Genomic DNA, 20,274 nt, shown 5'->3' on the forward strand with positions numbered 1-20,274 from the left:
GCGCAGCTATGCCCGAAGAGTGTCAACTGATTGATGTGGCGAAGACCTTTCCCGCCCTGCATATCGATCTGAAATACGCCACCGCCGACAACATCACCGGACGGCCCATTTATCAGGAGGCCCTGTGCCTGCTGCATCCCGAGGCGATTACTGCGCTGGCGAAAGCGATCGGCATTGCGACGCTTGCGGGCTTAAAACTGGTGGTGTACGACGCCTACCGCCCGCAGCAGGCACAGGCGCTGCTGTGGGAAGCCTGCCCCGATCCGCAGTACGTGGTGGATGTGTCGATTGGCTCGAATCACAGCCGGGGAACCGCCATTGACGTCACGCTGATGGATGAGCACGGCAAGGTGCTGGATATGGGCGCGGGTTTTGACGAAATGCACGATCGCTCGCATCAGTATCACCCCTCGGTTGCGCCTCAGGCGCAGCGCAATCGACTGTTACTCAACGCCGTGATGTTCGGCGGCGGCTTTGTCGGTATCAGCAGCGAATGGTGGCATTTTGAATTGCCCTCTGCCGCCAGTTACCCGTTATTAGAAGATCGCTTTGCCTGTTTCTCAACGACGCACTCCCCCCTTTAACTGGAGTTTTGCCATGAAAACAACGCTTCTCACTACCCTGATTGCCACTGCGCTGGCGCTGAGTCTTCCGGCTGCGCACGCCGCCGTTCCTAAAGATATGCTGGTGATTGGTAAAGCGGCCGATCCGCAAACGCTGGATCCGGCGGTCACTATTGATAATAACGACTGGACGGTGACCTACCCGGCCTATCAGCGGCTGGTGCAGTACAAACCGGGCACAACGGAAGTCGAAGGCGATCTCTCCACCGGCTGGAAAGCCTCGGACGCTCAGAAAGAGTGGACCTTCACGCTGAAAGATAACGCCAAATTTGCCGACGGGACGCCGGTGACGGCAGAAGCGGTCAAACTGTCGTTTGAGCGTCTGCTGAAAATCAGCCAGGGGCCGGCTGAAGCCTTCCCGAAAGATTTAAAAATCGACGCGGTCGATGAGCATACGGTGAAATTCACCCTGAGCCAGCCTTTTGCGCCGTTCCTGTATACGCTCGCTAACGACGGCGCGTCGATCATTAACCCGGCGGTGCTGAAAGCCAATGCTGCTGACGATGCGCGCGGTTTTCTGGCACAAAACACCGCCGGTTCCGGGCCGTTTATGCTGAAAAGCTGGCAAAAAGGTCAGCAGCTGATTCTGGTGCCTAACCCACACTGGGCCGGAGAAAAGCCGCACTTCAAACGCGTGTCGGTGAAAATTATCGGTGAAAGCGCCTCGCGACGTCTGCAACTCTCCCGTGGCGATCTCGATATCGCCGATGCCCTGCCGGTCGATCAGCTGACGGCGCTGAAAAAGGAAGGCAAAGTCACGGTGGCTGAATATCCGTCGCTGCGCGTCACCTATCTGTATCTCAACAACAGTAAAGCCCCGATGAATCAGGTCGATCTGCGCCGGGCGGTTTCGTGGGCTACGGATTACAACGGCATGGTGAAAGGGATTCTGAGCGGCAACGGTAAACAGATGCGCGGCCCGATCCCGGAAGGCATGTGGGGCTATGACGCCACGGCGATGCAGTACAGCTTTGATGAGGCCAAAGCCAAAGCGGCGCTGGAGAAAGTCAAAGACAAACCCGCCAGCCTCACCTTCCTCTATTCCGACAACGACCCGAACTGGGAGCCGATTGCCCTTTCCACTCAGGCCAGTCTTAGCAAACTGGGAATTAACGTCAAACTGGAAAAACTGGCTAACGCCACCATGCGCGACCGCGTGGGTAAAGGGGATTATGACATCGCGATTGGTAACTGGAGCCCGGACTTCGCCGACCCGTACATGTTCATGAACTACTGGTTCGAGTCGGACAAAAAAGGGTTGCCGGGTAACCGCTCGTATTATCAGAACAACGATGTCGATACCCTGCTGCGAAATGCGTTGAAAACCACCGATCAGGCGCAACGTACCAAAGATTACCAGCAGGCGCAGAAGACCGTGATCGATGAGGCGGCCTACGTTTATCTGTTCCAGAAAAACTACCAGCTGGCGATGAACAAAGAGGTGAAAGGCTTCGTCTTCAATCCGATGCTTGAGCAGGTGTTCAATATCGGCACCATGAGCAAGTAAGGCCAATGGCGCCGGTTATCCGGCGCCCGGGAGAAAAAGTATGACGTTCTGGAGCATTGTGCGCCAGCGCTGCTGGGGACTCATCCTGGTGGTTGCCGGTGTTTGCATCATTACTTTTATTATCTCGCACATGATCCCAGGCGACCCGGCACGCCTGCTGGCAGGCGATCGCGCCAGCGAAGAGATTGTCCAGAGCATTCGCCAGCAGCTTGGCCTGGACCAGCCGTTGTATGTCCAGTTTGCTCGCTATGTGGATGCTCTGGCGCACGGTGATTTGGGCACCTCAATTCGCACCGGTCGCCCGGTGGCTGAAGAGCTAAAAGCGTTTTTCCCGGCCACGCTGGAGCTGGCATTTTGTTCTTTGGTCCTTGCGCTCTTTATTGGCGTGCCGCTCGGGATCCTCTCGGCAGTCTATCGCAATCGCTGGCTGGACCATCTGGTGCGGCTGATGGCGATCACCGGCATCTCGACGCCCGCGTTCTGGCTGGGTTTAGGGGTGATCGTTCTGTTTTACGGTCATCTGCAAATTCTGCCAGGCGGCGGCAGGCTGGACGACTGGCTCGATCCCCCGACCCATGTCACCGGTTTTTATCTGCTGGACGCCCTGCTGGAGGGCAATGGCGAGGTGTTTTTCAATGCCCTGCAACACCTCATTTTGCCGTCGCTGACGCTGGCATTTGTCCATCTGGGCATCGTGGCGCGCCAGGTTCGTTCGGCGATGCTGGAACAGCTGAGTGAGGATTATATCCGTACAGCCCGCGCCAGTGGTTTACCGGGCTGGTACATCATTATGCGTTACGCCCTGCCTAACGCGATGATCCCTTCCATTACCGTTCTCGGGCTGGCGCTGGGCGATCTGTTGTATGGTGCTGTCCTCACGGAGACGGTTTTCGCCTGGCCCGGCATGGGCGCCTGGGTCGTGACCTCTATTCAGGCGCTCGATTTCCCGGCGGTGATGGGTTTTGCCGTGGTGGTGTCGCTGGCGTATGTGCTGGTGAACCTGGTGGTTGATTTGCTCTATCTGTGGATTGATCCACGCATCGGGCGCGGAGGTGATGAATGATGTTAACGCAGGAAACGTCCGTCCCGGCTCAGGCAGCCAAACCCCGCCTTAACTGGGCAAAATGGTTCTGGATGCTGCGTAAAAGCCCGCTGACGCTGGTAGGCGGCGTGATTATGCTCATTATGCTGGCGCTGATGATCCTCTCGCCGTGGATTGTGCCTCACGATCCTAACGCCCTGGATCTGACCGCCCGTCTGCAGGCTCCTTCGGCGACGCACTGGTTTGGCACTGACGAAGTCGGGCGCGACCTCTTCAGCCGGGTGCTGGTCGGCAGCCAGCAGTCGATTGCCGCGGGACTGGCGGTGGTGATCATCGCGGGCGGCATCGGTTCGCTGCTGGGCTGTTTGTCCGGTGTGATCGGGGGGCGCGGTGACGCCGTTATCATGCGCGTGATGGATATTATGCTCTCCATTCCGTCGCTGGTATTGACGATGGCGTTAGCCGCCGCGCTGGGGCCGAGCCTGTTTAATGCCATGCTCGCCATTGCCATTGTCCGTATCCCGTTTTATGTGCGCCTGGCGCGGGGCCAGACGCTGGTCGTCCGCCAGTTTACCTACGTCCAGGCGGCCCGCACCTTTGGCGCGTCTCGCTGGCATCTGATCAGCTGGCATATTTTGCGTAACGCTCTGCCGCCGCTGATTGTGCAGGCCTCTCTGGATATCGGCAGCGCCATTCTGATGGCCGCCACGCTCGGATTTATTGGTCTCGGCGCGCAGCAACCCACCGCAGAATGGGGGGCGATGGTGGCGGTGGGTCGCAACTATGTGCTCGACCAGTGGTGGTACTGCGCGTTTCCCGGTGCGGCAATCCTGATCACCGCCGTCGGCTTTAATCTGTTTGGCGATGGCATTCGCGATCTGCTGGACCCAAAATCAGGAGGAAAACAGTGATGAGCGATACGGTCTTATCTATCGAGGATTTACACCTGAGTTTTCCCGTTTTCCGCGGTGAGGTCCATGCGCTCAATCGCGTCTCGCTGGAGATCAAACGGGGCGAAATCGTGGGCGTGGTTGGGGAGTCGGGTTCAGGAAAATCCGTTACCGCCATGCTGGCAATGCGCCTGCTGCCGGAAGGCAGCTATCACATTCACGGCGGTCAGGTGAATTTGCTGGGTGAAAATGTCCTGACGGCCAGCGAAAAACAGCTACGCCAGTGGCGCGGGGCCAAAGTCGCGATGATCTTCCAGGAGCCAATGACCGCCCTGAATCCCACCCGCCGAATCGGTAAACAGATGGTGGAGGTGATCCGCCAGCATCAGCCGTTATCGCGCAGCGCAGCGCAGCTAAAGGCGATTGCGCTGCTGGAAGAGATGCAGATCCCGGATGCCAGAGAGGTGATGGAGCGCTATCCGTTTGAACTCTCCGGCGGAATGCGCCAGAGAGTGATGATTGCCCTGGCCTTCTCCTGCGAGCCAGAACTGATCATTGCCGATGAACCGACCACCGCACTGGATGTGACCGTCCAGCTTCAGGTGCTGCGTTTACTGCGCCACAAAGCGCGCGCCAGCGGGACCTCGGTGCTGTTTATCAGCCATGATATGGCGGTGGTTTCGCAGCTGTGCGACCGGCTGTACGTGATGTATGCGGGCAGCGTGATTGAAAGCGGCACCACGCAAACGCTGATCCATCATCCGGTACATCCTTATTCTATCGGCCTGCTGAAATGTGCCCCGGAAAATGGCCAACCGCGCGAGATGCTTCCGGCCATCCCCGGGACCGTGCCTAACCTGACCCGATTACCGCCCGGCTGCGCGTTTCGCGAACGCTGTTTCGCCGCCGGCACAAAATGCAGCCAAACCCCGGAATTAACGCCTGATGGAGCCGAGGGCCAGCGCGTCGCCTGCTGGTATCCGCAGCGGGAGGATCGTCATGTCTGATATTTTGCTTGAACTGAACAGCGTGCATGTGAACTTTCCGGCACGCAAAAACTGGCTGGGCCGCGTGACGGAGCAGGTCCATGCGCTCAACGGTATGGACCTGCAGATTCGTCGGGGAGAAACGTTAGGTATCGTCGGTGAATCGGGCTGCGGTAAAAGCACGCTCGCGCAGCTGTTAATGGGGATGCTGAAGCCGAGCAGCGGCCAGTGCCAGCGCACGGGGGACGGAATGCAGATGGTGTTTCAGGACCCTCTCTCGTCACTTGACCCGCGCCTGCCCGTCTGGCGAATCATCACCGAGCCGGTATGGATTAAAAAACGCAGCAGCGAACGGGAACGCCGACAGCTGGCGGAAACGTTAGCCGAGCTGGTGGGGATCCGCGCAGAATATCTCGATCGTCTGCCGCATGCCTTTTCCGGTGGACAACGCCAGCGCATCGCCATTGCCCGCGCGCTCTCTTCCGATCCGGACATCATCGTGCTGGATGAACCCACCAGCGCACTCGATATTTCCGTGCAGGCGCAGATCCTGAATCTGTTGGTTAACCTGCAGCGCCAGCGCACGCTCACCTATGTGCTGATATCGCATAACGTTTCGGTGGTGCGTCATATGAGCGATCGCGTGGCGGTTATGTATCTCGGGCAAATCGTCGAGCTGGGCGACACACAGCAGGTGTTGGGCTCTCCGTCCCATCCGTATACGCAGTTACTGCTCGATTCCGTCCCCAAAACGGGCTCGCTGCTGGATGAAAGTCTGGCGCTGCGCAAAACGGAACTGCCGGGCAATCGTCATCTGCCGGTCGGCTGTTATTTTCGCGATCGTTGTCCGCTGGCAACGACCGGCTGTGAAGCCCCACAGGCCTTGCAGAACGCCGCGGGTGGACGCAGCGTACGCTGCTGGCGTAAAGTCAGCTGATGCGCCTGATCCTTCTCTTGCTTCTGCTACCGGGTTTTACGTTTGCGGCACCGCTGGTGCCGCCGCCGGGTTTTATCCAGCCTCTGCCGCACACGGCAAAGGGCAAATGCCTCCCACTTCCCGCCCCCTGGACCGGTAGCCTGGTTTTTCGCAGTAAATATGAAGGGTCCGACAGCGCCCGCGCGACGCTGAACCCGGAGGCGGAAAAAGCGTTCCGCGCGCAGACACAGGCGATTACCGATTTTGAACACGGCATTTCAGAGATGGTCTGGCGCTATAAACAGAGCGGCGATGTGAACACGCGCAATTGTATTCTGGCGGGGTTTAACCGTTGGGCCTCCGCCGGGGCGTTAACCTCGAAAGAGACGAATCATACCGGGCGCGCGATGCGCAAATGGGCGCTGGCCACGCTGGCGACCAGCTGGCTGGAACTGGAGCTTACGCCGCAGGACAGCCCGCAAGGCGCACGCTGGATTTCGCAGCTGGCCGATCGGGTCGTCACCGACTGGGACGGACTGCCGCTGACCAAAACCAATAACCATAGCTACTGGGCCGCCTGGTCAGTGATGGCCGCAGCGGTCGCAACAGACCGGCGTGATTTATTCGACTGGTCGCTGAAGGAGTATCGGATAGCCGCCCGTCAGATAGACGAAAACGGCATCTTGCCCAATGAGCAAAAGCGGGGTCCCCGCGCCGTGGCGTACCATCACTATGCCTTAGAGCCGCTGGTGATGATCGCAAGCTTTGCCAGGGCTAACCAGCGGGATATTGTTCAGGAAAATCACGGCGCCCTGCCGCGTCTTGCGCAGTACGTTTTGACACAGGATAAAACGCATGTCGCGTGGCTGGAGCCCTGGTGTAGCACTGTAAAATGTGACAGTGTCACTCTTGCTTTAAGAGATGCCCATCGGCCATTAAAAAACCGCCGTCTTGGCGGTCAGTTGACGCTCATCTATGCGCAGTAAGCCGGGCAGCGCCCGGCTCTGTGCTGATTGAGGATTAGTTCAGCGTATAGTCCAGCGTAATTTCAGCTTTTAAGACCTGCGACACCGGGCAACCCGCTTTCGCTTTCTGAATAATGCCGTCGAACTGCTGGGGTTCTATGCCTGGCACGGTGACCTTGCTTTGCAGCGCAATTTTGCTGATGGCAAAACCGCTGTCTGTTTTATCCAGCGACACATCCGCGGTGGTATCGATCGAATCGGCAGTGTATCCGGCCTCGCCCAGCATCAGCGACAGGGCCATGGAGAAACAGGCCGCATGCGCTGCGCCAATCAACTCTTCCGGGTTCGTCCCTTTTGCGCCTTCGAAGCGGGTGTTAAAGCCGTAGGGTTGCTGATTCAGGACGCCGCTCTCCGTCGAAACCGTCCCTTTACCGCGTTTAATATCGCCAGACCAGTGTGCCGAACCGTGCTTATGAATCGTCATGCTTGCTCTCCTTTTGGCTTACAAAGGGTTAAGTATAGATCGTTGATTGAGATCTGAGAGGAAGCCAGAACAGTCTTAGCCATTTGTGCATATTTAGCGCAACCGGTCGGCCAGCGCATCTAAAAACAGGCGCAGCGCCGCTGGCTGATAATCCCGCGACTGATAGATCCCAAAAATGCCAATCGGTTTTGGCGAAAAGGCCTTCAGTACCGGCACCAGCGCGCCGCTGTCGAGCGTAGACTGAGCCTCCCGCTCCGGTAGCATAGCGATACCGCAGTGGTTGATTGCCGCGTCCATCAGCAGCGACGAGATACTGGCGCTGAGATTTCCGCTCACCGCGACGGACACCGCGTCCCCTTCTGGCGAGATAAAATTCCACGACTGCCCGGCAAAGAAGCTGTAGTGCAAACAATTATGGCGAGCCAGATCCTCAAGAGTGGACGGGTGGCCTCGGGACGCAAGATAGTCAGGAGATGCGCAAAGTACCGACCGACACTCACCCAAACGGCGGGCGATCATGCCCGGCTCCGGAGTATCGGTAATGCGGATCGCCACGTCGATGCGTTCTCCAACCAGACTCACCGGATGGTTATTGACGTCCATCTCGATACGCAGCTGCGGATAACCCGCCAGAAAATCCGCTAACAGCGGCGCGACAATCTGCATGGCGGTGAAATGGGCGCAGGCCACGCGCAGCGTGCCCGCAGGCTGATCTTTTGCGGACTGGTCTTCAATTTCCTGCGACAGGCGGGTGAGATTGCGGGTTTTCTGCAACACTTTTTCCCCGGCTGGCGTGAGCGTCAGTTTACGCGTTGACCGGTGCACCAGTCGGGTGCCCGCCCATTTTTCCATTTGCTCAAGATAGCGGCTGACCATCGGGCGCGAAATGCCCAGCGCGCGGGCGGCGGCGCTCAAACTCCCCAGTTCACAAATGCGGTTATAGACCTGGGCGGCGATAACACGATCCATTGTTGCGGCTCCATCTGCTCGATTTATGAAACTAAGCATGTCTTGTTTCAGGAATTCTGGCAAATGAAGAGATCCGTACAATAGAGACTTTCCTCCAGAACAGAGACATTATGATGAAGCTTGATCGCCTTGCCCTGCTGTGCGCCCTTTTCACTCCTGCGGTGTTTGCCGCGCCTTTAACGCTCGATACCTATAACCCGCAGGACAAAGGGATTTTTGCGGTCTCCTCAACGCTGGTGTCCGGCCCGACAGAAGCCGTGCTGTTTGACGCCCAGTTCAGCGTAAAAGATGGCGAACAGCTGGTCGAAAAAGTGCGTCAGAGTGGCAAAAAGCTGACCAAAATCGTGATCACCTCGGGCGATCCGGATTTTTACTTTGGCCTCCAGCCGCTGGTAAAAGCCTTCCCGAATGCAACAGTGGTGGCCACGCAGCAGGTTGTTGACCACATCAAAGCCACCAAAGATGCCAAACTGGCCTTCTGGGGTCCGCAGATGAAGGACGGCGCGCCATCGGAACTGATTGTGCCGCAGGTGATTGCCTCCACGACCTTCCTGGTTGATGGCGAAAAAATTGATATTGAGCAGCCAGAAAACTACGCCGCGTATGTGTGGATCCCGTCAGCCAAAGCGATCCTCGGCGGAACGGGCGTGTCGTGGGGAATTCACGTCTGGACCGCGGATACGCAGACCAAAGCGAGCCGCCAGCAGTGGCAGGCCACGCTCGACGACATGACCGCGCATCAGCCTGAACGTGTGATTCCTGGCCACTATCTCGGGACGCCGCCTGCCGGTACAGAAGCCATCCGCTTTACCCGCGACTATTTACAGCACGTTGAGCAGGCACTCTCAGCCCACAAAGACTCTGCAAGCGTGGTGACGGCGATGAAAAAGCAGTGGCCGAATCTGGCGGAAGAGAGTTCGCTTGAGCTCAGTGCCAAAGTGAATACCGGCGAGATGAAGTGGTAACAGGCTAACTATCTCCTGCTATATTTACTTTTTTTATAGCAGGAGATGATTATGCAAACCCCAGTCAGAGGGATTGACCACATTGGTATTACGGTTCCTGACATCGAACAGGCAACGCTATTTTTTGAGACTGTTTTTTCGGCGCAGATAATATATCGTTCGGTTGAGCCAGACAGTGAAAATATCGACGATGAAGCGCAGCAAAATACCTTGCGTTTATTTCCAGGAACCAAAATTCGTGCCATCAGAATGCTGGCGATGCCCCACGGTCCGGGCATTGAACTCTTCGAAATGCATGGCCCCGAGCAGCACTCTCCCGCGCGTCCCAGCGATTTTGGCCTGCAACACTTTGCCGTCTATGTCGATGACTTTAAAGAGGTCATTGACCGTTTCACCGCGGCGGGTGGCGAAATGTTTACCGAACCCAAACCTCTCACATTCCCTGCTGAACGCGGTGAAGGCAATGCGTTTTGCTACGGTAAAACCCCCTGGGGAAGTGTGGTGGAATTGATATCCTGGCCCACTCCCATGCCCTATGAAAAATATACCTCGCGACGTCGCTGGAAACCTTAAAATGGCGAAAAAAGCGTTAATGATGATATTTTTATTTCCAGGATGAATCTGAACCACAGCGGCAATATTATTTGCCATTCTGAATGTGAATTATGTTTTGCGAGCCGAACCATTAAACAGATAAAAACAGATAACGACACGGAGGCGACATGTTTACTCACTACGCAGCAAAGACTCATTCCGCACAACCCGCGCTGGTACATGCCATTGAACAAGGGCTGCGCGCGGAACATGGTGCGGTCACTGAAGATGACATTTTGATGGAACTGACCCGTTGGGTCGAAGCCTCGGATAATGACATCCTCAGTGATATTTACCAGCAGACCATTAACTATGTGGTCAGTGGTCAACATACCCCCCTGTAAAAACCTGCTATGCTGGATCTGCAACCTAAGGGGTTACATTTCGTTCGCCACGGCGAACTTGTCCTTAAAACTATCAACAGGATTGAGGAGTAAAGATGAAATCGAACCGTCAGGCACGTCACATTTTGGGACTGAACTACAAGCTCTCTAACCAGCGTAAAGTGGTGATCGAGGGCAGCAATGAAACCGTAGTTTCCCATGCGACCGGCAGAAAACGTCACGCAGACAAATAAATACTCGCTACAGACTGACGACACCATCGGGAGAACCGATGGTGTTTTTGTTTGTGGGGTGCGGTAATTCGCATTCACCTCCTCTATAATACCTGGCGACAGTCGGCCCCTGCCAGCAAGCCAGAAAGATGACAACCGCGCAGTGCCAGGGACGGATATTCAAAAAAAATCGAGTGAGTGACATGGACAACAAAGCAAAACAGCATCGTTCCCTTTATATCCCCTACGCAGGACCGGTTCTGCTGGAATTTCCCCTGCTGAACAAAGGCAGCGCCTTTAGCATGGAAGAGCGCAGCAACTTCAATCTTCTCGGCCTGCTGCCGGAAGTGGTCGAAACCATCGAAGAACAAGCCGAGCGCGCCTGGATCCAGTACCAGGGCTTCAAAACCGAAATTGATAAACACATTTATCTGCGCAACATCCAGGACACCAACGAAACCCTCTTCTACCGCCTGGTCCAGAATCACCTCGAAGAGATGATGCCCGTCATTTATACCCCGACCGTCGGCGCGGCCTGTGAGCGTTTCTCCGAGATTTATCGTCGTTCTCGCGGCGTGTTTATCTCTTATCAGAACCGTCACAACATGGACGATATTCTGCAGAACGTGCCAAACCACAATATCAAAGTGATCGTGGTGACTGACGGCGAGCGTATTTTGGGTCTGGGGGATCAGGGTATCGGCGGGATGGGGATTCCTATTGGAAAACTCTCCTTGTATACCGCCTGTGGGGGTATCAGCCCGGCGTACACGCTGCCGGTGGTGCTGGATGTCGGCACTAATAATCAGCAGTTGCTGAACGACCCGCTGTATATGGGCTGGCGTCATCCGCGTATCACTGACGACGAGTATTATCAGTTCGTTGATGATTTCATCCAGGCCGTCAAACAGCGCTGGCCGAACGTGCTGTTGCAGTTTGAAGACTTCGCCCAGAAAAACGCCATGCCATTGCTGAACCGTTATCGCGATGATATCTGTTCCTTCAATGACGATATTCAGGGTACTGCCGCCGTGACCGTGGGAACGTTGATCGCTGCCAGCCGCGCGGCGGGAAGCCAGCTCAGCTATCAGAAAATTGTCTTCCTCGGCGCGGGTTCCGCCGGTTGCGGGATTGCCGAGCAGATCATTGCGCAAACCCAGCGCGAAGGCTTAAGCGAAGAGCTGGCCCGTTCACGCGTCTTCATGGTGGACCGCTTCGGCCTGCTGACCGATGGCATGCCTAACCTGCTGCCGTTCCAGACCAAACTGGTGCAAAAGCGCGAAAACCTGAAAAACTGGGATACCGATAACGAAGTGCTCTCTCTGCTGGACGTAGTGCGCAACGTTAAGCCGGATATTCTGATCGGCGTGTCGGGCCAGACCGGGCTGTTCACCGAAGAGATCATCCGTGAAATGCATAAGCACTGCCCGCGCCCGATCGTGATGCCGCTTTCCAACCCGACCTCGCGCGTCGAAGCCACCCCGCAGGACATCATCGCCTGGACCGAAGGTAACGCGCTGGTCGCCACCGGCAGTCCATTTGATCCGGTCGTCTGGAAAGACAAAACCTATCCTATCGCCCAATGTAACAACTCCTATATTTTCCCGGGAATTGGTTTGGGCGTCATTGCCTCCGGCGCGTCGCGCATTACGGATGAAATGTTAATGTCAGCCAGTGAAACCCTGGCGAAGCACTCTCCGCTGGTCAATAACGGCGAAGGGCTGGTTCTGCCCGAACTGAAGGATATTCACCAGGTCTCTCGTGCCATCGCCTTTGCCGTTGGCAAAATGGCGCAGCAACAGGGCGTGGCGGTTAAAACGTCCGCCGACGCGCTACAACAGGCGATTGATGAAAACTTCTGGATGCCGGAATACCGGAGCTATCGCCGGACGTCCATATAAAAGCAAAAAGGCAACGTTAAGTTGCCTTTTTTAATGTCTGCTCCCTCTTCCTGTTGGAGAGGGTCGGGATGAGGGCATCAGGCCGCACAAGGCAAAAGCAAAAAGGCAACGTTAAGTTGCCTTTTTAATGTCTGCTCCCTCTCCCCGTGGGAGAGGGCCGGGGTGAGGGCATCAGACCGCACAAGGCAAAAGCAAAAAGGCAACGTCAAGTTGCCTTTTTTAATGTCTGCTCCCTCTCCCCGTGGGAGAGGGCCGGGGTGAGGGCATCAGACCGCACAAGGCAAAAGCAAAAAGGCAACGTTAAGTTGCCTTTTTTAATGTCTGCTCCCTCTCCCTGTGGGAGAGGGTCGGGGTGAGGGCATCAGGCTGTACAGTCTCACCTCACCCACTAGCCAAATTCGGGTTCTCCCGTTACACTCCCTTTATCCATTAACCCACTGAATATATAAGGAGGCCAATTATGCTGTACTGTGAAATTTTCAATTTTTCACATACATTTGGTGATCGCACCAGCTCAAGCGTTATCGGTATCGTGCTGCGATAACTTCTGCTTGAGCGAAGACACCTGCTACTAAATCCCTTCCCTCGGGCTTACCGAGTTATCGTCAGCGATGTTTGACGAGGCATTTTCATGCCTGTAACTCTTGAGTAAGCAACAATGAGCACATTACTTACTGCACAATCTTTACGTGTTGATACGGCGTTCACCACCCTTTTCGACTCCCTCTCCTTTACGCTGAAGAAAGGCGACCGCATTGGTCTGCTGGGCGATAACGGCTGCGGCAAAAGCACCCTGTTGAAGATCCTCGACGGCACAGACTCACCTGCAACGGGGAACGTGGCGCTGGCCGGGCATTGCCTGATGGCGCGCGTGGAACAGCATTTGCCAGATGAGATCTATCCCCTGACGATGCTCGATGCCGTACTGGCGCAACTGCCTGGCACAGAGCGTGACAGCCTGCGCTGGCGAGCTGAATCACTGTTAGCAAATATGGGATTCACGCCGCAGGATATGGATTTACCCTCAGCAACGCTCAGCGGCGGTCAACACACGCGCCTGCTGCTGGCCCGCGCGCTGATCGGCGATCCGGATTTGTTGCTGCTGGACGAACCCAGCAACCACCTCGATCTTCCGACCATGCTGTGGCTGGAGCAGTTTTTGCAAAACTGGTGCGGTAGCTTTGTGCTGGTTTCGCACGACAGACAACTGCTGGATACCGTCACCAACGGCAGCTGGATATTGCGCGATAAAACCTTGCACAGCTTCGCGCTCCCCTGCACCGCCGCACGCGCGGCGCTGGCCGCAAAAGATGAAACCGATGCCCTGCGGCACAAGGCCGAGCAAAAAGAGATCGACCGCGTCGCCGCCAGCGCGAAACGGCTCGCGACCTGGGGCAAGGTCTACGACAACGAAGATCTCGCCCGCAAGGCAAAACAGATGGAAAAACAGGTCGACCGCCTGAAAGAGAGCCAGACTGAGCTCACTGCGGGCAATCAGTGGACGTTAACTCTGCGCGGCGATGCGCTTCGTGCGGATCGTCTGCTGGAGCTGGAGGGGCTTGATGTCTCACCCGCGCCAGGCCTGCCGACGCTATTTAATGTGGAGATCGTCAGGCTTAAAAGCAGCGATCGGGTGGCGATTGTTGGCCGTAACGGCTGCGGAAAATCTTCCCTGATGAGGCTTATCTGGCAGCAGTTTAGCGCCGCTCAAACGGCAGAAACGCTCAAAATACACCCGCGTCTGACGCTCGGTTATTACGATCAGACGCTTCACCAACTGCCCGATGATGCCTCGCTGCTTGATGCCCTGGAGCCATTTGCGCCTGCCCCGCAGGATCGCAAAATGGCGCTAATAAGTTCAGGTTTTGCATGGGCCCGTCACGGACAAAAAGTCAGTACGCTGAGCGGAGGTGAACGATCGCGGTTGCTGTTTGTCGGCCTGACGCTCGCCCGCTATAGCTTGCTGATGCTTGACGAGCCGACGAACCATCTGGACATGGAAGGTAAAGAGGCGCTGGCCGGTACATTGCAACAGTTTGAAGGCGGTGTGCTGCTGGTTAGCCACGACCGGCAATTAATCAGCCAAAGCTGCAACCGTTTCTGGCTTATCGAACACGGCAGACTCAGCGAGTGGCACGACGCTGAAGCGGTATTTGAACGGCTGCGCCAAAGCGGTGGACTAACCTCATCGCCCGCTTCAACGTTAGCCCCCGCCTATCAGCCCTCTGACAGTGACGATTTGCTTGAAAGACTGGTGATGCTGGAAAACCTGCTTGCAGAGGATTTGGCGAGGAAACCGAAGCATCAAAAACCTCAGCTACAGGAACAATGGCGTAAGGAGATCGACAGTATAGAAGCCCTGCTGTAACGCTACGCCCGGCGGCACCCTCCGCCGGGCGACTCATTTTAGCGTGGTTATCTCTTTCCAGCTGCGTTTTGCATTATCTTTTCGGTTATCAACCCGTATGTCATGTATTTCTGACTGATGCGTACTTTTCTTCTTGTCATATTCATGCCCCATTTTCAAAAGAGAAATAAGATTTCTTCACGGGAATACGTAAATTTATCGCGAAATGATGACATTGTGTTGCCGTGATCTTGTATATCGCCAGTAAAGAAGCAATCCTTTCGATGTACCGTTTGAAAGGCGAGTAAAATATTATTTCTAATAAAATGGAGATTCAGGGATGAATAAATGGGGTTGGGTGTCCGTAAGAACGATTCATGTCGGTCTTTTCAATGCGTAAGTCACTGCAGGTACTCAGTGGTGCACTTCTCATTGCCGCCATTGCGCTATGTTTCGCCTGGCCCTACGTTACAATGGAATTCGCCGGTAGCGCTCACTATACCGAACAGGATAAACGTGAGTATGCGTTTTATACTCCCGATGTTCTAAAAAATATGCCGAGAGTTTCACTTCATTATGATTTCGACTTTGTCAATATCACGGGGCCAGCATCACTCGTACATGCTATCAGATATTATGATGCTGTCGATTCTGGCAAAATCAATGCCTATCTCGAATCAATGGGATATAACAAACAGGATAATTGTCATATTCAAGCCGTGTGTTGGCGGGGTAACGATCCGCAAGAAATTATCACCATCAGCGAACTGGACAGTCCTAAAGCGCTATTAGTTTCCGTTATCTATAATTATTGAGCCAGCGTCGTTTGCATCTTGAATAATTAACCCCTGTTTCGATTGAATATAAGCGAGGTTTATCATCCGCTTATCTGGCTACGCCCGGCGGCACTCTCCGCCGGGCGACTGATGTTACTGTGGTTTTTTCTCTTTCCAGGCATCCCATGCCTGTTTGATCTCTTGCTTAGCGGTCGCCGCATCGTTAAAACCGCTCAGTTCTACAGATTTGCGCCCTTCTGGCAGCTGTTTGTAGACGCGGAAGAACGATTCAAGACGCTGAACTTCAATCTTCGGTAAATCGCTAAGCTCTTTAATATCGTCATAAGTCGGGTCGATTTTGCTTGCCGGCACGGCAACGATTTTATCGTCTTTCTCGCCGCCATCCACCATCTTCAGCACGCCAATGGCGCGCAGCTTGATCAGCGTCCCGGGCGCCATTGGCGCGCGGGTGTAGAAGATCACGTCCAGCGGATCGCCATCGCCCGCCAGCGACTGCGTCAGTGAACCGTAGTTCGCCGGATACGCCACCGGCATCGACTGGAAACGGTCCGCAATAATAAAACCCGTTTTAGCGTCGGTTTCGTATTTGATGATGCCGCCCGCCGGGATTTCGGTGACCGCATAAAACTCTTCCGGGTTATTTTCCGGCTGCGGGAATTCGAGAATATTTTGTGCCTGCACGGAAGCGGACAGAAGAACAGTGACGGCGATGATTTTTTTTACCAGATGCATTGTCGTTAACTCTTTGGTTATTAGAAGACAACACGTTACGTTTTGCAGATGACAGAACCATGACGTTTTTTTGGCAGATTTTATCTCCCCCCTGTTTATAAGGGGTAAAACGGATTTTCGCCGGATTAATGCGCAAAATTGCCACTAAATTATGACATTATGTTGCCCCGCCCTTGTATATCTCTGCCAAAGCATTAATCCTTAGGGAGTAAGAACGGTTCTCATTTATCTTACACACTACGCAGATACTGAACATGAACAAGGAGAAACATATGAAGGCTGCTGTTGTCACGAAAGACCATCAGATTGATGTCACCGAAAAAACATTACGCTCATTGCAGCACGGCGAAGCCCTGCTGAAGATGGAATGCTGTGGCGTTTGCCATACCGATCTTCACGTTAAGAATGGTGATTTCGGTGATAAAACCGGGGTGATCCTCGGTCACGAAGGGATTGGTATCGTCAAAGAGATTGGCCCTGGTGTCAGCTCGCTGAAAGTGGGCGATCGTGCCAGCGTCGCGTGGTTCTTCCAGGGTTGCGGTCACTGTGAATATTGTAACAGTGGCAATGAAACCTTATGCCGCGAAGTGAAAAATGCCGGTTATTCTGTTGATGGCGGGATGGCTGAAGAGTGCATTGTCACCGCTGACTATGCGGTTAAAGTCCCGGATGGACTGGAATCCGCTGCCGCCAGCAGTATCACCTGCGCGGGCGTCACCACCTATAAAGCGGTAAAAATTTCCCATATTAAACCGGGCCAGTGGATCGCGATTTACGGTCTGGGCGGGCTGGGCAATCTGGCGCTGCAATACGCGAAAAACGTCTTCAACGCCAAAGTTATCGCCATCGATGTCAATGATGGACAGTTGAAGCTGGCTGAAGAGATGGGCGCCGATCTGACCATTAACTCCCGTAACAAAGATGCCGCTAAAATTGTTCAGGAGAAAACCGGTGGCGCCCACGCCGCTGTCGTCACTGCGGTCGCGAAAGCGGCGTTTAACTCCGCTGTCGATGCAGTTCGCGCCGGTGGCCGCGTGGTGGCAGTAGGTCTACCGCCAGAAGCGATGAGCCTCGATATTCCTCGTCTGGTGCTGGATGGCATTCAGGTGGTCGGTTCGCTGGTCGGGACGCGTCAGGATTTGACTGAAGCCTTCCAGTTCGCGGCAGAAGGTAAAGTCGTGCCGAAAGTCACCATGCGTCCAATCGGCGACATCAATGCCATCTTCAAAGAGATGGAACAGGGCCAGATCCGTGGCCGTATGGTGATTGATTTCCGTTCTTAACGGGAGCTGGAGGTACGTTACGGTTGCCATCAGCCGTGCTTCGCTGGGCGAACCGTACCTGCCTTAAAACCCATCAGGCTAACGCGCTGGCGTTGGCCTGATCGCGTTTTGCTTTCTGACGGCCATACAGCAGCAGCGACGACATCGCGGCGAACGAGAGGATCGCCGCAGGCAAAGTGACATAGCTCCAGCTGTAGCCGAGCGTGATCATCAGGCCGCCAAAATACGCCCCAATCGCGCTCCCGAGATTAAACGCGACCTGCCCACCCGCCGCGCCTAACAGCTCGCCACCCCGGGCATTTTGTAGCAGCATAATTTGCAGAGGGGCCGACAGCGCAAACAGACCTGCGCAGCAGATAAAGCCCATCACCAGCGATGCCGACTTATTTTCACCAAAGACAAACAGCAGCACCAGAGACAGAACAATCACCAGGTCCGTGGTAGCAGCAATACGCAGCGGACTGTAGCGACCGGATAATTTACCGCTCATCAGATTACCCAGCACCATGCCCAGCCCCATCAGCATCATGATCACGGTCATAAAGCCCTCGGAAAAACCGGAGACGTTGACCATAAACGGTTTCACAAAGCTGAACCACGCAAATACCCCCGCGTTGCCGAACATGGTGGCGGCAAAAATGAGCCACGGCTCGGGTTTCTTTAAGAAGTGGAATTGTTCCGTCAGCCTGGTTTCTGATTTGTCGTACAGTTTGGGCACCCAAAGAATAATCGACAGGATAACCAGCGCATCAAACGCGGCGATCAGGAAAAAGGTGTAGCGCCAGTTATATTCGTGTCCAAGCCAGGTACCCAGCGGAACCCCGACCAGATTCGCCACCGTCATCCCGGCAATCATTCCCGCAACAGCCAGCGTCACTTTTCCGGGCGGTGCGATTTTAGACAGGATCACGGCCCCGACGCCAAAAAAGGCCCCGTGAGGAAATCCGGAGACCAGGCGCCCTATTGCCAGCCAGAGGTAGGACGTCGAGAAGGTAAAAATGGCATTGCCGACAACGCACAAGGCAACCAGAAAAAGCAGCACGGTTTTTAACGAGAACTTATTTGAAAATAACGCAATGACTGGCGCCCCCATCACCACGCCGAAGGCGTAGTAAGAGATCATGCTCCCGGCTGAGGGGATGGAGATCCTCGTGTCCCGGGCCAGCTCGGTTAACACACCCATAATGCCAAATTCAGCCATGCCGAGACCGAACGTCCCCAGCGCCAACGAAAAAACGGTTTTTTTCATACCACAGCCATTTGTTAAAATTTTGCAACAAGCATTATTAAACAAACTGGTATGGTGAGCCAGTTCTAATGATTGATTTGCCCGTTCTGTCCATGGCTTCAGCCCGTGTGGTGAATATTCTGGCGCTAATAGGGTGTGCGCACAAAAAGGCAGGCCTGCTAATCGTTACGCATGCAAAAGCTAGCGTTTAGGTGGCTTCGGAAAGAGGGACAGAGTGACATATCCACCTGCTCCCTCGGTTGTGGCAAGAGCGTCGTTAAGGACAATAGTTTAAAGAAGGGCATAGCGACAGTAATGACTTACGTCCATACCCAAGTGGACTAATGTGATTTGGATATTATTTCAATTAAAACGATTAATTATTCGGATTGTTTTTTTTAAAATCGCAGTTTCATTTAAAAAGACGTACCCCTGGAAACGTAATCAATCATTTCACCATCATTTTATCAAAGGTGGTAATGTTGCGTTAAAACATATAATGTTCTAAAAAATTCCAGTAACTATATTTTTTCAATCTTAGCGTAATTAAAGGGTTTTTATCGTGAAATAAGCTAAATCTCAAGAGTAATGCTTCACCCCCGGACTAGTTGAAAACTCTCTTTACATGATAAATAATCACGTGATTATCCAGCTATAGCACGGCATTGGTGCAATCTGGGGACTATGCTACAATACAGGAAAAACAGGTTACTCTAATTGGCGACCATGAAAAAAAATATGAATCCATCTGAACCATTAAGCATGTTAAGGTCTCCTTACACGGATATATTTTTCGAGAAGCTCGAATCTTATGTAACCTACAAAACGTATCCTGTGGGAACATGGTTACGTATGAAATCTCCCGAAGTCCGTCACTGCTACCTCGTTCGCACGGGGGTTATCCATCTTTACCGCCAGCCGGAAGATGTGCTTATTGGCGTATTTGAAGCACCCAGTATCAGAGGTTTGGTCCCGGAAACCGGCAGTCTGGAGCTTTCCTTCCGGGTTGCCGCGGTCTCCGAGATTGCATACATTAGCTATCCAGATCTGCTAAAAATCATTGAAGATAATAACTTATGGGAAATTTTCGCTAAGCACATGCAGGTGCTTGCCAGCTCGCTTTTCGTGCATATGACGCATATCACCTCGCCCAGCGCCTACGAAGCGATTCGTTTTCAGCTGATTGAGCTAATGAGCCTGTCACCCGCGATTCGCGACAATATTACGGCTGAGAAATACATTCGCAGTAAAACCCAGCTTTCACGCAGCGGCATTATGCGCATTCTTGCCCAGTTAAAAGCGGGTGGCTACATTGTGTTAAATAATGGAGTTTTAAAAGAAATTATCAATCTACCTGCTAAATACTAACAGGTTCCGCTGATGTAGATTTGTCTTAAAGCGCATCAATTCATTTTCTATATCAATGGTTTCTTATTCAACACTGTCCATTTTTGTTAATGCATGACTATTAATAATAGTCCTGACTTGC

General features: G+C 54.0%; 20 protein-coding genes. 16 read left to right on the plus strand and 4 right to left on the minus strand.

The window, feature by feature from the left end; translation table 11 throughout:
* Nucleotides 1-8: 8 nt before the first annotated feature.
* The 7 genes from ddpX to SOM82_RS10335 are packed head-to-tail and all read left to right on the plus strand — an operon-like array spanning nucleotide 9 to nucleotide 6,950.
* Nucleotides 9-584 carry a D-alanyl-D-alanine dipeptidase gene (gene ddpX / locus SOM82_RS10305; RefSeq protein ID WP_154125469.1) on the plus strand — a complete coding sequence of 192 codons (576 nt, stop codon included), beginning with the start codon at nucleotides 9-11 and terminating at the stop codon, nucleotides 582-584.
* Nucleotides 585-597: 13 nt separating this feature from the next.
* Complete coding sequence (locus tag SOM82_RS10310; protein ID WP_320459505.1) at nucleotides 598-2,130, plus strand: ABC transporter substrate-binding protein; 1,533 nt, start codon at nucleotides 598-600, stop codon at nucleotides 2,128-2,130.
* Nucleotides 2,131-2,170: 40 nt separating this feature from the next.
* Entirely contained in the window at nucleotides 2,171-3,193 is a 1,023-nt protein-coding gene (locus SOM82_RS10315) for an ABC transporter permease (RefSeq protein ID WP_320459506.1), read from the plus strand.
* Nucleotides 3,190-4,083, plus strand: coding sequence for a D,D-dipeptide ABC transporter permease (gene ddpC / locus SOM82_RS10320; protein ID WP_320459507.1), 894 nt, complete (start codon nucleotides 3,190-3,192; stop codon nucleotides 4,081-4,083). Before SOM82_RS10315 ends, ddpC begins: the two co-directional genes overlap by 4 nt.
* Nucleotides 4,083-5,069 carry an ABC transporter ATP-binding protein gene (locus SOM82_RS10325; RefSeq protein ID WP_320459508.1) on the plus strand — a complete coding sequence of 329 codons (987 nt, stop codon included), beginning with the start codon at nucleotides 4,083-4,085 and terminating at the stop codon, nucleotides 5,067-5,069. Before ddpC ends, SOM82_RS10325 begins: the two co-directional genes overlap by 1 nt.
* Nucleotides 5,062-5,985: an oligopeptide/dipeptide ABC transporter ATP-binding protein gene (locus tag SOM82_RS10330; RefSeq protein ID WP_154125474.1), complete on the plus strand. Its 924-nt coding sequence runs from the start codon at nucleotides 5,062-5,064 to the stop codon at nucleotides 5,983-5,985. The genes SOM82_RS10325 and SOM82_RS10330 overlap by 8 nt, the downstream gene beginning before the upstream one ends.
* Nucleotides 5,985-6,950 carry a mannuronate-specific alginate lyase gene (locus SOM82_RS10335; RefSeq protein ID WP_320459509.1) on the plus strand — a complete coding sequence of 322 codons (966 nt, stop codon included), beginning with the start codon at nucleotides 5,985-5,987 and terminating at the stop codon, nucleotides 6,948-6,950. Before SOM82_RS10330 ends, SOM82_RS10335 begins: the two co-directional genes overlap by 1 nt.
* A gap of 34 nt (nucleotides 6,951-6,984) precedes the next feature.
* Here the strand turns inward: SOM82_RS10335 and SOM82_RS10340 are convergent, their stop codons facing one another.
* Entirely contained in the window at nucleotides 6,985-7,413 is a 429-nt protein-coding gene (locus tag SOM82_RS10340; protein ID WP_154125476.1) for an OsmC family protein, read from the minus strand.
* Between the two features lie 93 nt (nucleotides 7,414-7,506).
* Nucleotides 7,507-8,382, minus strand: a complete 876-nt coding sequence (locus tag SOM82_RS10345) for a LysR family transcriptional regulator (protein ID WP_320459510.1) — start codon at nucleotides 8,380-8,382, stop codon at nucleotides 7,507-7,509.
* A 113-nt stretch (nucleotides 8,383-8,495) separates the two neighbouring features.
* Here SOM82_RS10345 and SOM82_RS10350 point away from each other — a divergent pair, with 113 nt between their 5' ends.
* The 7 genes from SOM82_RS10350 to SOM82_RS10380 all read left to right on the plus strand — a co-directional run bounded on the left by SOM82_RS10350 (nucleotide 8,496) and on the right by SOM82_RS10380 (nucleotide 15,560).
* On the plus strand, nucleotides 8,496-9,347 hold the full coding sequence (locus SOM82_RS10350) for a Vmh family MBL fold metallo-hydrolase (RefSeq protein ID WP_320459619.1): 852 nt from the start codon (nucleotides 8,496-8,498) through the stop codon (nucleotides 9,345-9,347).
* A 51-nt stretch (nucleotides 9,348-9,398) separates the two neighbouring features.
* Nucleotides 9,399-9,920, plus strand: a complete 522-nt coding sequence (locus SOM82_RS10355; RefSeq protein WP_154125478.1) for a VOC family protein — start codon at nucleotides 9,399-9,401, stop codon at nucleotides 9,918-9,920.
* A gap of 149 nt (nucleotides 9,921-10,069) precedes the next feature.
* Complete coding sequence (gene bdm, locus SOM82_RS10360; protein ID WP_154125479.1) at nucleotides 10,070-10,285, plus strand: biofilm-dependent modulation protein; 216 nt, start codon at nucleotides 10,070-10,072, stop codon at nucleotides 10,283-10,285.
* A 95-nt stretch (nucleotides 10,286-10,380) separates the two neighbouring features.
* Nucleotides 10,381-10,518, plus strand: a complete 138-nt coding sequence (gene sra / locus SOM82_RS10365) for a stationary-phase-induced ribosome-associated protein (RefSeq protein ID WP_154125480.1) — start codon at nucleotides 10,381-10,383, stop codon at nucleotides 10,516-10,518.
* A gap of 182 nt (nucleotides 10,519-10,700) precedes the next feature.
* The gene (locus SOM82_RS10370) at nucleotides 10,701-12,398 is read left to right on the plus strand and encodes an NAD-dependent malic enzyme (RefSeq protein ID WP_320459511.1); all 1,698 of its coding nucleotides are present in this window, start codon (nucleotides 10,701-10,703) and stop codon (nucleotides 12,396-12,398) included.
* Between the two features lie 658 nt (nucleotides 12,399-13,056).
* On the plus strand, nucleotides 13,057-14,766 hold the full coding sequence (locus tag SOM82_RS10375) for an ABC-F family ATP-binding cassette domain-containing protein (protein WP_320459512.1): 1,710 nt from the start codon (nucleotides 13,057-13,059) through the stop codon (nucleotides 14,764-14,766).
* A gap of 371 nt (nucleotides 14,767-15,137) precedes the next feature.
* Nucleotides 15,138-15,560 carry a hypothetical protein gene (locus SOM82_RS10380; RefSeq protein ID WP_320459513.1) on the plus strand — a complete coding sequence of 141 codons (423 nt, stop codon included), beginning with the start codon at nucleotides 15,138-15,140 and terminating at the stop codon, nucleotides 15,558-15,560.
* Between the two features lie 114 nt (nucleotides 15,561-15,674).
* Here the strand turns inward: SOM82_RS10380 and SOM82_RS10385 are convergent, their stop codons facing one another.
* Nucleotides 15,675-16,274, minus strand: coding sequence for an inorganic diphosphatase (locus tag SOM82_RS10385; protein ID WP_320459514.1), 600 nt, complete (start codon nucleotides 16,272-16,274; stop codon nucleotides 15,675-15,677).
* 272 nt (nucleotides 16,275-16,546) lie between these two features.
* On the opposite strand from SOM82_RS10385, the gene adhP reads away from it, so the two are divergent.
* Nucleotides 16,547-17,557 carry an alcohol dehydrogenase AdhP gene (adhP, locus tag SOM82_RS10390; RefSeq protein WP_320459515.1) on the plus strand — a complete coding sequence of 337 codons (1,011 nt, stop codon included), beginning with the start codon at nucleotides 16,547-16,549 and terminating at the stop codon, nucleotides 17,555-17,557.
* Between the two features lie 73 nt (nucleotides 17,558-17,630).
* Here adhP and araJ read toward each other — a convergent pair whose 3' ends face one another.
* Nucleotides 17,631-18,806, minus strand: a complete 1,176-nt coding sequence (gene araJ, locus SOM82_RS10395) for an MFS transporter AraJ (RefSeq protein WP_320459516.1) — start codon at nucleotides 18,804-18,806, stop codon at nucleotides 17,631-17,633.
* Between the two features lie 705 nt (nucleotides 18,807-19,511).
* Here araJ and SOM82_RS10400 point away from each other — a divergent pair.
* Nucleotides 19,512-20,153 (plus strand): winged helix-turn-helix transcriptional regulator, encoded by a 642-nt coding sequence (locus SOM82_RS10400; protein WP_320459517.1) that lies wholly within the window; start codon nucleotides 19,512-19,514, stop codon nucleotides 20,151-20,153.
* Nucleotides 20,154-20,274: the final 121 nt, after the last annotated feature.

This window comes from Lelliottia sp. CFBP8978 (assembly GCF_034046055.2).
Classification (GTDB): domain Bacteria; phylum Pseudomonadota; class Gammaproteobacteria; order Enterobacterales; family Enterobacteriaceae; genus Enterobacter.

Bases quoted from the DNA above. Each gene is read 5' to 3' on its own strand.
- SOM82_RS10310 (WP_320459505.1), top strand. From the start codon at position 598: ATGAAAACAACGCTTCTCACTACCCTGATTGCCACTGCGCTGGCGCTG.
- SOM82_RS10335 (WP_320459509.1), top strand. From the start codon at position 5,985: ATGCGCCTGATCCTTCTCTTGCTTCTGCTACCGGGTTTTACGTTTGCG.
- SOM82_RS10380 (WP_320459513.1), top strand. From the start codon at position 15,138: ATGCGTAAGTCACTGCAGGTACTCAGTGGTGCACTTCTCATTGCCGCC.
- sra (WP_154125480.1), top strand. From the start codon at position 10,381: ATGAAATCGAACCGTCAGGCACGTCACATTTTGGGACTGAACTACAAG.
- SOM82_RS10325 (WP_320459508.1), top strand. From the start codon at position 4,083: ATGAGCGATACGGTCTTATCTATCGAGGATTTACACCTGAGTTTTCCC.
- ddpX (WP_154125469.1), top strand. From the start codon at position 9: ATGCCCGAAGAGTGTCAACTGATTGATGTGGCGAAGACCTTTCCCGCC.
- SOM82_RS10375 (WP_320459512.1), top strand. From the start codon at position 13,057: ATGAGCACATTACTTACTGCACAATCTTTACGTGTTGATACGGCGTTC.
- SOM82_RS10370 (WP_320459511.1), top strand. From the start codon at position 10,701: ATGGACAACAAAGCAAAACAGCATCGTTCCCTTTATATCCCCTACGCA.
- araJ (WP_320459516.1), bottom strand. From the start codon at position 18,806: ATGAAAAAAACCGTTTTTTCGTTGGCGCTGGGGACGTTCGGTCTCGGC.
- SOM82_RS10330 (WP_154125474.1), top strand. From the start codon at position 5,062: ATGTCTGATATTTTGCTTGAACTGAACAGCGTGCATGTGAACTTTCCG.
- SOM82_RS10340 (WP_154125476.1), bottom strand. From the start codon at position 7,413: ATGACGATTCATAAGCACGGTTCGGCACACTGGTCTGGCGATATTAAA.
- SOM82_RS10355 (WP_154125478.1), top strand. From the start codon at position 9,399: ATGCAAACCCCAGTCAGAGGGATTGACCACATTGGTATTACGGTTCCT.
- bdm (WP_154125479.1), top strand. From the start codon at position 10,070: ATGTTTACTCACTACGCAGCAAAGACTCATTCCGCACAACCCGCGCTG.
- adhP (WP_320459515.1), top strand. From the start codon at position 16,547: ATGAAGGCTGCTGTTGTCACGAAAGACCATCAGATTGATGTCACCGAA.
- SOM82_RS10315 (WP_320459506.1), top strand. From the start codon at position 2,171: ATGACGTTCTGGAGCATTGTGCGCCAGCGCTGCTGGGGACTCATCCTG.
- SOM82_RS10350 (WP_320459619.1), top strand. From the start codon at position 8,496: ATGAAGCTTGATCGCCTTGCCCTGCTGTGCGCCCTTTTCACTCCTGCG.
- SOM82_RS10345 (WP_320459510.1), bottom strand. From the start codon at position 8,382: ATGGATCGTGTTATCGCCGCCCAGGTCTATAACCGCATTTGTGAACTG.
- SOM82_RS10385 (WP_320459514.1), bottom strand. From the start codon at position 16,274: ATGCATCTGGTAAAAAAAATCATCGCCGTCACTGTTCTTCTGTCCGCT.
- ddpC (WP_320459507.1), top strand. From the start codon at position 3,190: ATGATGTTAACGCAGGAAACGTCCGTCCCGGCTCAGGCAGCCAAACCC.
- SOM82_RS10400 (WP_320459517.1), top strand. From the start codon at position 19,512: ATGAAAAAAAATATGAATCCATCTGAACCATTAAGCATGTTAAGGTCT.